16 protein-coding genes are annotated in these 12,112 nt (G+C 44.1%); 1 reads left to right on the plus strand and 15 read right to left on the minus strand.

Going from position 1 to position 12,112, the window contains the following annotated elements:
- Positions 1–162: 162 nt before the first annotated feature.
- The 9 genes from B0F88_RS07240 to B0F88_RS07280 form a co-directional block, all read right to left on the minus strand.
- Complete coding sequence (locus B0F88_RS07240; RefSeq protein WP_104423281.1) at positions 163–1,365, minus strand: zonular occludens toxin domain-containing protein; 1,203 nt, start codon at positions 1,363–1,365, stop codon at positions 163–165.
- Between the two features lie 7 nt (positions 1,366–1,372).
- Positions 1,373–1,726 carry a DUF2523 family protein gene (locus B0F88_RS07245; RefSeq protein ID WP_104423282.1) on the minus strand — a complete coding sequence of 118 codons (354 nt, stop codon included), beginning with the start codon at positions 1,724–1,726 and terminating at the stop codon, positions 1,373–1,375.
- A 3-nt stretch (positions 1,727–1,729) separates the two neighbouring features.
- Positions 1,730–3,064: a hypothetical protein gene (locus tag B0F88_RS19175; protein WP_146083326.1), complete on the minus strand. Its 1,335-nt coding sequence runs from the start codon at positions 3,062–3,064 to the stop codon at positions 1,730–1,732.
- 67 nt (positions 3,065–3,131) lie between these two features.
- Positions 3,132–3,356: a hypothetical protein gene (locus tag B0F88_RS07255; protein WP_104423284.1), complete on the minus strand. Its 225-nt coding sequence runs from the start codon at positions 3,354–3,356 to the stop codon at positions 3,132–3,134.
- Between the two features lie 2 nt (positions 3,357–3,358).
- Positions 3,359–3,664: a hypothetical protein gene (locus B0F88_RS07260; protein WP_146083327.1), complete on the minus strand. Its 306-nt coding sequence runs from the start codon at positions 3,662–3,664 to the stop codon at positions 3,359–3,361.
- Positions 3,664–3,954, minus strand: coding sequence for a hypothetical protein (locus B0F88_RS07265; RefSeq protein WP_104423286.1), 291 nt, complete (start codon positions 3,952–3,954; stop codon positions 3,664–3,666). Before B0F88_RS07265 ends, B0F88_RS07260 begins: the two co-directional genes overlap by 1 nt.
- Positions 3,951–5,264 (minus strand): replication initiation factor domain-containing protein, encoded by a 1,314-nt coding sequence (locus B0F88_RS07270; protein ID WP_104423287.1) that lies wholly within the window; start codon positions 5,262–5,264, stop codon positions 3,951–3,953. Before B0F88_RS07270 ends, B0F88_RS07265 begins: the two co-directional genes overlap by 4 nt.
- Positions 5,257–5,466 carry a hypothetical protein gene (locus tag B0F88_RS07275; RefSeq protein WP_104423288.1) on the minus strand — a complete coding sequence of 70 codons (210 nt, stop codon included), beginning with the start codon at positions 5,464–5,466 and terminating at the stop codon, positions 5,257–5,259. The genes B0F88_RS07270 and B0F88_RS07275 overlap by 8 nt, the downstream gene beginning before the upstream one ends.
- Positions 5,467–5,529: 63 nt before the next feature.
- Positions 5,530–5,856: a hypothetical protein gene (locus B0F88_RS07280; RefSeq protein WP_104423289.1), complete on the minus strand. Its 327-nt coding sequence runs from the start codon at positions 5,854–5,856 to the stop codon at positions 5,530–5,532.
- A 120-nt stretch (positions 5,857–5,976) separates the two neighbouring features.
- Between B0F88_RS07280 and B0F88_RS07285 the strand changes: the two genes are divergently transcribed.
- Positions 5,977–6,399 (plus strand): hypothetical protein, encoded by a 423-nt coding sequence (locus B0F88_RS07285; RefSeq protein ID WP_181049855.1) that lies wholly within the window; start codon positions 5,977–5,979, stop codon positions 6,397–6,399.
- 695 nt (positions 6,400–7,094) lie between these two features.
- Here B0F88_RS07285 and B0F88_RS07300 read toward each other — a convergent pair.
- From B0F88_RS07300 to B0F88_RS19185, 6 genes are all read right to left on the minus strand, one after another.
- Positions 7,095–8,390, minus strand: coding sequence for a type II secretion system protein GspD (locus tag B0F88_RS07300; protein WP_104423292.1), 1,296 nt, complete (start codon positions 8,388–8,390; stop codon positions 7,095–7,097).
- Positions 8,387–9,484: a zonular occludens toxin domain-containing protein gene (locus B0F88_RS07305; protein ID WP_104423293.1), complete on the minus strand. Its 1,098-nt coding sequence runs from the start codon at positions 9,482–9,484 to the stop codon at positions 8,387–8,389. The genes B0F88_RS07300 and B0F88_RS07305 overlap by 4 nt, the downstream gene beginning before the upstream one ends.
- 13 nt (positions 9,485–9,497) lie before the next feature.
- A complete protein-coding gene (locus B0F88_RS07310) occupies positions 9,498–9,791 on the minus strand; it encodes a DUF2523 family protein (RefSeq protein ID WP_104423294.1) in 294 nt (97 codons plus the stop codon).
- A 10-nt stretch (positions 9,792–9,801) separates the two neighbouring features.
- Positions 9,802–11,349, minus strand: coding sequence for a hypothetical protein (locus B0F88_RS19180; protein ID WP_146083328.1), 1,548 nt, complete (start codon positions 11,347–11,349; stop codon positions 9,802–9,804).
- 189 nt (positions 11,350–11,538) lie between these two features.
- Entirely contained in the window at positions 11,539–11,745 is a 207-nt protein-coding gene (locus tag B0F88_RS07320) for a hypothetical protein (RefSeq protein ID WP_104423296.1), read from the minus strand.
- A gap of 50 nt (positions 11,746–11,795) precedes the next feature.
- Complete coding sequence (locus tag B0F88_RS19185; protein ID WP_146083329.1) at positions 11,796–12,101, minus strand: hypothetical protein; 306 nt, start codon at positions 12,099–12,101, stop codon at positions 11,796–11,798.
- Positions 12,102–12,112: the final 11 nt, after the last annotated feature.

A 12,112-nucleotide genomic window follows, 5' to 3' on the forward strand; every position in this document is an offset into this window, starting at 1 on the left:
GAAATATGCGGACATAGTAACGTCAGTTCTGTTACTTGGCCAGGTAAATAAAAGCCTGGCTAGTAACAGAAAGACCAAACGCCGCAGAATTCAAACGGACTGAATGACCGGAGCAAAAGACCAAGTGTTTTTTTGTAACGCGTTACTATAAATCCTATAGCTCTATAGCTTGGCGTTTAAAAGCGGCGTGGCATTTAGCTTCTTTTCACTTTTGCAAAAAACAGGGAAAGGCTTTTGATCTTTATAGGTCACTTCGACGTGACATTGATCGATGTACTGGACATTGTAGCCGTAACCATTTAGGCCCGTAGTATTAATGAAAATTTCTTCGTCATCGTTTTTAATATAAAAATATTGGGAAATACGATGCTTATCAAGAAAAGCGGAAGTTTCAAGTTTTACCGTCACCCCGGCGAGCCGCCATTTGTAAGCAGAAAACGGCGAATTGTTTACAGGATCAACCGCAGGAGCTGCGACACCACCCACATTGTTAGCAGCAGCAGTAGCAGGCGAGCCAGAAGTTTTTGGACTATCCACCTTATCGGACGAAGCAGCGGTTTTGCCAGAGATAATAGCCGGAGCGTGACGGAACGCAAGAAAAGTATAAAGGCTGGCAAGCAAGACCAGAAAAAATAATACACGAGGGTTCGCCCATATCGGAGTGCCCGCGATGGTGTCGGAATGAGTGCCGGTTGCCGTGCTTGCGTAGAGTTGCCAGACATGTTTTTTTATCCTACGGTTACGAATAGATAGAAATTGAGACGAGGAACTACCGTTATCATCCGCCAAATGGAACGCCTCAAGATAAATGCCTTTAAAGCCGATCAAAGCTTGGTTTTTATGTTTATAAGCACCCTCAGAACAGCCCCTTATATCTTTTCTGATTTTGTCTATATTGGGTGTCGTTAACACCATATCCCAACCATAATGCCTGTGCTTCTCAAAGGCAATCAGGAAATTTTGCGGGCGATTATCTATAACAGCCGCATCATAACCGCCAGGATAATCCAGCCGCTTAAGGTCCGACTCTTTCCAAGCCAACGGCCAAACCGTTTGCGCCTCATCAACCAGCAAAAAAGCGCCGTGTGGCGCCCAATGAAAAAATGAAGCCAATTTTTGACGACCTTCGAGGGTTTCGGTATCAATCCAAATAATATCAAAGCTGTCAGGAACAGCATGAAATTTCCAAAATTTAGGGAACTTGCGCAATTTGCTGATGGTATCGATAACTTTTCGACGATCATTAAGTCCACGAACATTTGTAATTACCACCCTGCCCGCTTTGGCTGCGACAATAAAGTCGTCCATAACTGCGCCCGATGTCTTGAAAGAACCCGGTGAACCATGATGTATTTTTATGCTCATAAAGTACTCATGTAAATGGAATAAACTTCAAAACAAATTTAGTAAAGTACGCAGAAATAATAAGATTCAAAGAATCGGGCAAGCGTAAAACCGTCAAATAAGCCAACGCTTTTGAGTCAATAGATGACCACGCACTAGATAACAAAGACGTAATACCCAAATCATTAATAATATTTTTAGCCACACCCCAAACAAAAGGCAAAACCCAAAGCATAAAATTCAAATAGGCCAATGTTGAAGCCTCAACAAACTGAGTAAAAGCCCACGTTGCAAAGGTATAAAGCCCATCAGTCAAAAAACGATAAGTAAAGGTGAAAAAGGTATAAACTGAATCAAAGAGATAGTTTAATAAATCAATCATAATTTATGCCAACAGAATAACCAACGCAGCAAAAGCCGCCAAAAAATAAATGGCATTACCAATCAATGGCAGATACTGCGCCAACTGTTCATCAGGACAAAAATTTATATTAATATTCAACGAAGAAATATGAATACCACTACCACAAGAAATACCAGATCCACCTGAAAATGTTGGCGTCATTCCATTAAATTGACCTTTTATATTGGTCATCAAAGCTTGAAGCTCTAATTTTTTTCCGTCAATCTGCGCCAGCATAGTATCTGCAGGAGCAGCTCCGGGCGCATTGCTAGAAAAGGCGGTTTTGCTCGACGGCTTGTTGATGGAATCATTAATTGTCTTTAAAGACGAATCTTGAGCGAGCCCCGTAGTATCAAAAGTCATTTTAGTTTCACTAGGCGCTTGCGTAGTCGTAGATTGCGTTGTTGTAGAGCCATCAGGATTGGCGACAGTTATTGCCGTGGTCGTCTGAACGCCATTAGTTGTTGTAGCCGTTGCGGTGTTTTTTACCGGTATTACACCGTCTGGCGCATCAATTGAACCGCTTTGCTGACACGTAGTAACGCCGTTTATAGTGCCTGGACGCGTACCAGGCGGGCAGGCTTTAGGATCATCAGCAATACAACTAGCATTATCTAGTGAAGCGTGCTGACCAACTGGACAAGCTAATTGAATATCCTTAGCGCAAGTCTTACTGTCAGGCGCTAAATGAGAGCCAGTAGGGCATGTCGGAGGCAACGGACAGACGGGAGTGACGGCAATTGAACCATTCTCGTTACCACAATATTGCTCAACAGTTGAACAAATCAAACCGCCTACAGGACAAGCAGCAGGCAAAGGATAACATCCACCGACAGGATTAGAGGGAGAAGACAAATACATTTGACCATCAGGACAGGTTACCTTAATACAAGTGTTCGTATTAGGGTTTAACGTATAACCAAGCTCCGAGCAATCAGCAGGTATCTGACATTGCCCTGTGATGGGATTACGCATTTGAGGAGCCACACACGCAATCACGTTAATACAATTTGAACCGGAAACAGTACCCCCGTAAGGACACGAATAAAGACCGCCATAAGTATATGCAACAGAGAGAATACCCAGCGTATTATGCAAACGCATACATTTCAACAATAAAATATCTGAAGAATCTAAATAATATGAATAAGTCGAATCAGAATGGTCCGTACAAGACTCATCAGGATATGAAAGATGATTCCCCAAATGATCATAATATTTTAAGGTAGCCGAGTAAGTATCTGCATAAGAAACGCCAAAACAAAAAAATAAAATGGCGACCAATAAAGGCCGCCAAAAAATCAAATAGCTGTACATCGAAAACCGGCAACAAAACATAAACACCACGCCGTCCCAATTAAATAAGCGATATACAGAGACATTGTTAGATTTTACGAACGATTGCGATAACCACGCCGACAACAGCAAGACCAGCGACAGCCGCAACAACGCCGCCGCCAACGGTCAAACCATCAGCACCGGCCGCAGTGACTGCGGCAGTAGCGTCCGAAACCAAAGTCGCAGAAGCGGTTGAAATCGAAATAGCGGTAGCGGCAGCAGTTGAGCCAATGACAATCAAAACACGTTTTGTTTTCTGAAATATTTTCATGTTTAAATCCTAAATTTACGAACAATGTTATAAAGAAGCCCGACACCCAAACCGGTGGCGAACATGAGTAAAGACATGCCGAATGCGTCATACACGGCTTGCCAATCAAACGAATCACCTTGAAAGAGCGTTTGATATTCTGTTGATGTCAAACCAATAAAATGACCCGCCACCGTAGCCCCATAAGGGTTCTGAGCTGAAACGGTCATGCAATTAGCAACATCGGTTATTACTGGATAAACGGTATTACCCAAAAATGAAGTCGGGACACTTACCGGTGAAACCAATAATTCAAAACATTGAGCCACTACGCAGCCTTAGAGGATAAAGAAGGAACAATATTGACAACGGTTTCAACGAATTGACCTTTGCCGGTAGCGCGGGCCTCAGTTTCAACCTCACACTGAATAATTCCGGTAAATTCAATTTTTCGGAGCTTTTCAACAAGCGAGGAATCGCCGCGCATATCAATACCGGCGGCACCGCGCTGAATGTCTTTTTGCTCCATTCTGGAGATACAATAAATAACAACATAGTCATAAGACCGACCGTCAAAGTCACCTTTTTTATGAGACCAACCGCAAACATTCATTTTCATAAGAGCATTTCCTTTAGTGGAGTGGGTAAAAAGTGCTGAGTGTGAAGATAAGACAGCTCATCGAATTGAGCATGCGTATCAAACTTAAGGAGCTTGGGCAACTCTTCCTTGCCAGTAGTCAAAGCCTCTAACGCTTTTTCTACGCCGAGAATTTGAACGTGAGTCCAGATATGCTTACCATATTGATGCCTTACGGTGGCCAATGATTTTTCAAAGGTGCTTTGCACCGTCTTTTTGGCTGTTTTAATGGTTTCCTGCACCTTGTGCATGTTGACAAGGGCGGGATAAGCACCGGCAAGGTATTGTCCAGGACGAAGCAAGACATCAAACGGAATAACGCGATCTTGATTTTTTAATTCAAGCTCGACGCGTAGCCAATTCGGGAACTTTTCGTGAAAACCATTGGCTAACTGCAAACCCTTTTCATAGATACGCAGCAACTTACCGCTTTTACGGTTGCCGATGTAAAGGGTTCGCCCCTTGCCGTTCGGGGTTATCCAGTTGCCAAGCTGTTCAACATTGGGCGGACGACCGCGAGAAGTAAACAAATCAGCCTTGTACATAGCAAGGTAATCATCCATTGACACCTTGGAATTAAAATTGTCATTGGCTAAGTCAACGCGGGTAAGCTTCGAGCCGGGAATAGTCTTTAACAGGTCATATAACCGTTGCTCCCAACCGGGCTTGGCAGCAAGCAACCCCTGCCCTTTTACAGTGACAGAACAAGAACCGTTTTGACCACCGATACAGACAAGACCCCAGCCGTTATGACCGAGATTAAATGACGACTTATAAAAATTCATGCCGGACTCGCGCTGACCGGTAACGCCATAACCAAACACATCAAAAAGAACGGCGGATAACGAGACAACATAGTCAAAATCAAATGTGACGGGTAAATGCGTGTCAAGATACAAAGGCATCTGATCGACCTTAAACGTGAAATTGACCCAATCGATGAAACTATGACGAACTGATCGAGACTTATCAGGACGAGGCGTTGCAACAAGCTGATATTTGCCACGGGCACCCAAAGGAACTATTTCAAGAAATTCCAAGGACTCAAACGAGGGTAACGTTTGACCGCCTGACTTTCCCCCCCTGTTAGTAATAGGGGGGCATCCGCCGTCCTGCGCTACCTGCTCCTCGTACCTCGTCGCAGTCCGCTTGGCGCTTTCAGCTGTTTTTAAATGCACTGGGAAGATAGAGGCCTCAAGCGCAAGCTTGCGAGCCTCATCAATAGGTTTCAACTTCTTAGGTGGAAGAATTTTATTTTTGAGGCGAGACGGCAAACCGTAAAACTTATCCATGAAAACCACCTTTCAAGACAACGCCAGATGGATTTGGATTTTGCTCAATAGCGATTTGAGTATCTACAATCGGATTCCAAAACAACAACCGAAGTATCTCATCGTAAATCTCAAGATATTGATCCAATTCCATCAGCGTAGCGGAGGCTGAATAAACGGTAATGCAGAACTGGTTGTAATCGGAAGGCTTTAGATTTTCCATTAGAGATTTACCCACAAAACAAAAGCAACCGTTAGAAAAAAAGATGCAAGAAAAAAAGCTAAGTTACGCATGGTTGCCACCCTGCCCTTTATCAGCCTCATCATAAAAATCTAAATAAGTTCTGCAAACATCACAAACACAATAAAAAGGATGCGATGAAACATCAATTTGAGTAGTGCCATCCTGCCCCGGAGCCTCGGGGATATGAGCAGAATAGCGGCAAGCGTCCCCGATGTTCGTAAAAAGAAAATGAAGCTTGTTGTAAAGTGCGTAATGACCGTTTAAATAAAACTTAGTGTCTTCTAAACTACGAAGCAGCATATCTTGCTCTTCGGATGTTAAAGTAAACGTGATCGATTCACGCGCTGTTGGGGTTTGGGTTGGTTTCATAGGCTTGCCTCTATGGTTTGAAAACGTTCAATTGATTTGAACCGTTCAAAAAAGGATAACCGTTGTTTTATAAGCGTGTCAAGACTATAGTTCACATGAAACTTACTAGAGGATTACACAATGAAAACAGTACTTGAATATCTTGATGATTTAAAAGCAAAAACTGGAAGCGACTACAGAAGCGCAAAACTACTAAATATTGAAAAATCCTCTATTTCAATGATTAGATCACGCGGAAAAATGAGCGACGAAACAGCAATAAAAATGGCCGACCTATTGGGAATCGATAGAAACGAAGTTGTTATAGCGGCGACAATCGCCAGAAGCGAAGGCGAAGTTAAAAAGACATGGGAAAATATTTCCAAGCTATCAGGCATAGCAGCAAGCGTTGCAATTGCCTGTATTCTAACGGGAAATGAAGTTGAATCGGCCGACTTCGACAATATTAACAATAATCAACATGTTATACATTATGCGAAGTCTTTAACTGTTACTTGGGACGCTAAAAACAGCGTATCTAACTTTAATATCAAATGCTTATGACGTTTTTTAAGGGTGCAAGCAAGACAATTTCAGCGTGAGCGCAAGACAGCTTCAGCGCGGATAACTTTAGTCATCAGCTGCGCGCACATTATGCGAAGTCTTGTTGGGTATTTTTGTCGACAAAAGTCTTTGCCTGCGAAAAAATTTTGTCGACAAAAGTCGCCGACAAACTTGGTTTGAATACCTGAACGCTGGCTGCTTCGCTGCCGACTATTGCGCGTTGGCAATCTTTAAAGCGGCTGTATAGGGTGTGGAATGGCGCAGCCGATTGATAGCATTGTGTGATGTTGTGAAGGTGTCGAATTGAGCCATTACCCACGCGCAGCATGGGCGCGAAGCGCCACTATTGGACAAGTTAAATGACGCAAGCGCCAGTTGCTTACGCCGAGACGGCTAACGCCTGTCTACATACGATAATTACCGTAATTTTGTGTATAGGCAAAAATTTTCGCGGGCGCGAAAATGATTATTTGGTCATGACCAAATTTTTCAACAAGAAATGGGCTTCAAGTCTGCCGATAAACTCAAATTTTAGCGGCTAAAATTAGAAAAGAATTTTTCGCGGGCGCGAAAACTATTATTTGGTCATGACCAAATTTCTCAGAAAAATGCTTAGCATAACTCCACACCCCAAAACCTCGTCCTCGCGCTTGCGCACTCCGGGCGAAGTTTCGGGGTGTGGAATTGGATACCCCTTAAACCTTTGTTATTTGCAAGATCAAAATAATTTCAGACTCGCTCTTATCTTCAGTATGAGAAAAAAACCAATCGGGGATAAAGGAAAAACCGGCATCTGTCTCGGTTGACTTGGTTTCGTTCAAGCCGCCCAATATGATGACATCACCAGTATTCGTTGAAACATTCGTCGATATTTCCCGTTTTGTCAGTGTCGGCGAGTTATTAACGCCGGTATTTGTTTGCACAAAACTAGAGACTTGTTGATTGATTTTAAGATCGATCACCGATTCACGAACAGACGGAGTTAAATCGAACAACACGCCAGCGGAACGATACTGGACAGATTGAACCGCCTGCCCTGCCCCCTGGGGAAACGATAAAGCGCCCAAAATTGGCACATCCTGACCTATGGTGATATGAGCCGTTGAGCCGGATAAAACCCGCAATGACGGCGAGGAAACGACCTTAAAGCGTGTGTCGGTCGAAAGTGCCTGCATGACGGCATCGACTGAGACACCGGCCACAGGGGAACCCTTGTAATGCAAATAGCTATTCATAGCTGTAGATACAACGGGAGCGATAGGACCGCCAAAGCCGGTCATCAGAGCGCCGGAAAGAAGCGAAGCGGCCAGCTGTATACCGGTGCCTTGTTGATTGCCCGTGTTAACCTCGTAAAGCAAACCACGTACCAGCACCTCACCGCTTGACGTATCGACCTCAACCAGCAATTTTTTCAGTTTTTCAATTTCCTTATCGGTGCCGGAGAAAACAAGCGTATCCGATTTTCTATCAACCATTGCGGCAGCGGAACCAGGTGGAACCATGCTGTTATCTTGTTTTGATGATTCCGGGGCGTGTACGGCTCGTGAAGCGGTAAATGAACCCTTAAGCAATGGAGAAAGTAAATCAGCCAAATACGAGCCATCACGAAAACGAGGATGATAGACAAACGTTTCTTTCTCGACTTCCGGCTTCTCTACTTCTTTAACTTCCTGTTTAGTGCTTATCAGATCAACGCCAGACACCGTTTTAATCTGGTAGCCCATCAAATCCAAAAAAGCCAGGAGAAAAGGCCGAACGCTACCCGTTTCAGAATTCCAACGGAAAGAGGCGGGGCGAGTATCGGCTATTATCGCCGGATCGAGAACGTATTGAGTTTTCACGACTTCGGTAAATATCACGCGCACAATCTCAGATACTGGTACAGAATCAAGCTCAAACGAAACGCCGCCGCCTGGGATCGCCTTTTTGTGTTCAGCACCATAAACAGAGAAAGCCAAAAAAAAAGCCATCACGAAAATAAAGACTTTCATTTTTTTAACCCTACGGAAGAACCAGAAAAAGACGTTACCTTACTGCCGTCCACATCCCCAACCGAAGCAAGGCCGGAATTATGAAAAACAGAAGGTGACTCAAAGCGAACATGGCCAGAGGAACCCATAACAACCGAATAGGTCGTATTCGGCAGCTTTAGTTGTCCGACATAACGCCAGGATTCAGAAAAAGCAGGAGCGGCAGGAACCGGCGCCGGATTGACCGCAGCATATTGAGTTGTACCAGGAACAGCGGCAGAAGCGGAACCCTTGCCGTTTAAGCCTTTGGCATCCGATGTTTTAGTATCGGCAACAACGGCAACGGGCGTTGGATGGAAAAACCCCCAGATAGTACGAAGCGAAAAAAAACCAACCACAAAAAGCGCCACGATCCCAAGCCATAGCTTAGGATTATTGAATATGTTTTGACGGCTATCGACGTTGACCATCTTGCCATCAGCGCCACCCTTGAAACTGCTATACAGCGGAAAAACCTTTTTATCGTAACGACGAACCCAAGAACCAATTAACGAACCCTTGACCATTTTGGAGCCTTCCCACATGGTCACGCTGTAAGTGTTACCCATGCCCAGGGAAACTTTCTTATGTGTGCGAAAAGAGAAAGCAACAACCGCTTTTATCGACCGGTGCAGCGTTCCCATATCCTGAATCATCATTACCAAATCGCAAGCAATACCAGTATCTGGATGAGTGAAATGGCCGTGCTCAAGAAAGAAAGATTTGTGATTATTTAAAATCTTGCTGCCAGAACCCCAAAAACGCCACGCTTCATCGATACAAACTAAATCCCCTGGTTGAACTATAGTGTCCGTATGTTCGCCCCTATGGTCATCAAAATAAGGAAAAAAATCAGCCTTAAAAACATCCTCATTAACAACGTGAAAAACGTGGCCAAGCTCATCAATATCAATTTTTCTCTTTTCTGAGACATATTCACGAACAAGATCATTAGAAATTCCGTCAACATTAGTAACAACGCGACGACCCAAGGCAATAGCCTCAACGATCACTTCTGAAACAACCTCATAACTTTTGCCAGAACGCATAAGACCGGTGTAAACATTAATTGGCATCGAAACCTCCCCCCTATCCAATCACCGGAATGCGCCTAATAATGAACCGAGCGACAAAAGCAGCTAAACCCGTTGAAAATCCCATTGAGAAATTAAAAAGATCGAGAAAATACCAAACCCCCGCAGGAATGCCACCAAAAACACCATTTAAAGACGACGCAGTAGGAAGTAAGCCAGAACTAACCAAAACTTGAATGAACTCTGTAGTAATGAAGAAAAGACCAAAAAACAACACAAACTTAACGATGATCGACCGAAAAACAAAGCCGAGTGCAACGTTAAAAGCAGACGTTAAAATCCCAAACATAAAGCCCCCCTTAAGCCTTTAAAACAATGAAAAGACCTACCATTGTCCAAACCAAAGCCATCACAGCATAAAGCGTATCGCGGACAGCAGGAGCATCAAGCAAATCACAGTGACCGGATAAAGTGAGTGTCTTGCCCCAAACCGAAGCCGTAGGCCGTGGACAAGTCGCCGTATGAGACGGAACAACAAAAGACTTAAGATCAGGCATCAAACCCAAAATAGGAGAAAGAATCTGTGAAGCCGTAGGAGTGGATTCAAGACCAGGTGCAGGAATAGCAGGATCAGGCCCCAAATCTAAAACCGGTGGCGTTGAAGTCGAAACAGCAGGAGCCGCAGGAGCATAGGGATTAGGAATAGTAACAGTTGAACCAATTGGCGACATTGCATCAGTCATAGTAGGAACGCTAGTTGGATTCAAAGTTGACCACGTCGAAACATCAGAAGCTGTAACAGGATCAGTTAACGAATACGGAAAAATCTTACCGGCATTAGCAGGATCGGCAGCGGCTTTTTGATAAACAGCATCGGCTACGTCGGCCAAACTTCCATTACTCAAAGGAGCGGATGCTTGAGCAGCCGTAAGAGTAGCCATTAAATGATCGAAAGAACCAGACTCAGGAGGTTTAACGTATGCCTGATTAGGATTAGCCTGCGCCCAATATGTCGAAAAATAACCGTCAGTACGCGCAATATAAGTTTTATACCCAGCTGAATCATAATTACCAGACCAAGCCCAATCCATAACCAAATTCGCTTGAGCATACATGCCGCCATAAGACCCAAAAGGATGAGGATCAGCAGAAGAAACAGACGGCGCAGTAATCCAAACAACATGACCGATAGCAGCAGGAACATTAGGATTGCCAGGATCAGCAACAGCACCGCTTAAAGATTGTGAAATATTATAATTAACATAAGTCACAAAATCGCCAATCGTTGTAAACGGAATAGCTCCATAACCATCCGAATTTCCTAAATAAGGATAATTAGCAGAACTCGGAAGAGAAGCGCACTGTGAATAATAAGAACACATCGGCATTGTCATCGCCTGGACTTTAGGAAAAACAACAGTTGCCGCAGGATACTGAAAAGAAGTCGTCGAAGAGGCCGGAGGGGGCGCAACAGCCAAAGCAGCGGCCTTAAGATCGGCAACACTCTGGGTTGACGTACCAATAACAAACTTTTTAGAAACAACACCGGTAACGGGATCAGTTACCGTAACAGGATCAGTCAATAATTTATAAGCCCCAAAAGTCAATGCTCCAATACCAAGGCCAACCGCAACAGTAGCCCAAGCAGGAAAACCAGCAACACCAGCCGCCGCCATCCCAACAGTTCCAGCAGCATTAAAAACGGCATCATTAGCAGCAACACCCACAGCATCTAAAGTAGCTTGAAAAAGCGGATCATTAGCAGCAAACCCGCGCCGAACAAGTTGCTTTTCAATAACACCCGCAACACCCACAGAAACACGAGCAGCGGCGGTCGCAGCAGAAGCACAAACATAACCACTCACAAGCAAAGAAATAACCAAAAAAACAACCAAAAAACGCCGCATATCACCACCCCTTTACTTTAAACCCTCAACAACCGCCCAGGCCGACACCAAGCCCCAAACGAAAACAAACAAATACCAAAGATCATTAATCGTCATAAAACCACCAAAAAAATGAACAACCTCACTTTTTTAAAATCAAAAAAAAGGGGAGCGCCGAATAAGGACACTCCCCTTCCGATCCGCAGTAAATTATTTACTACGAAGCATTGCCAAACCAATTGATGCGCCTTTTACGGCAACATAAACAACGGCCAACATGCCAGCGATAGCAAGAACAGCGGTTGTTACGGTGCCGAAATCAACAGAAGTGGTTAAGCCAGTCATATCAGGGCCAGCAGCAAACGCACTTGAACCAAAAACGAAAGAGAAAAGTAAAACAAAAAAGATTTTCAACATGGTAAAACATCCTTACAAAAAAACCCGGAAAACGCCGGGACGCTCTTTAATCAGGTGCGACCCCGAATAAAATTAATGACGATTCCCGATGATCGGGCAACCAAAAACAAAGCGACAACAAAGGTAAATGACAACGACCAAAGACCAGCAGCGTAAACATAATCAAATGGGCCTAAAGAAGCTTCGATTGAAGCGGCCATAGACGAATCGAGCATGTAAGCTGAAACAACAGAAGTAGTTTGATATTGAGTAACCCCGTTGTTGAAATAAGGAGGGCAAGCTTCAAGTATCCAAGCGGAGGTAGGGACCGAAACACTATCCACACAAACCAAAACACGTTGAGTAGTTCCGCTCATTGTTTAAGCCC

The organism is Methylobacter tundripaludum (genome assembly GCF_002934365.1).
Classification (GTDB): domain Bacteria; phylum Pseudomonadota; class Gammaproteobacteria; order Methylococcales; family Methylomonadaceae; genus Methylobacter_A; species Methylobacter_A tundripaludum_A.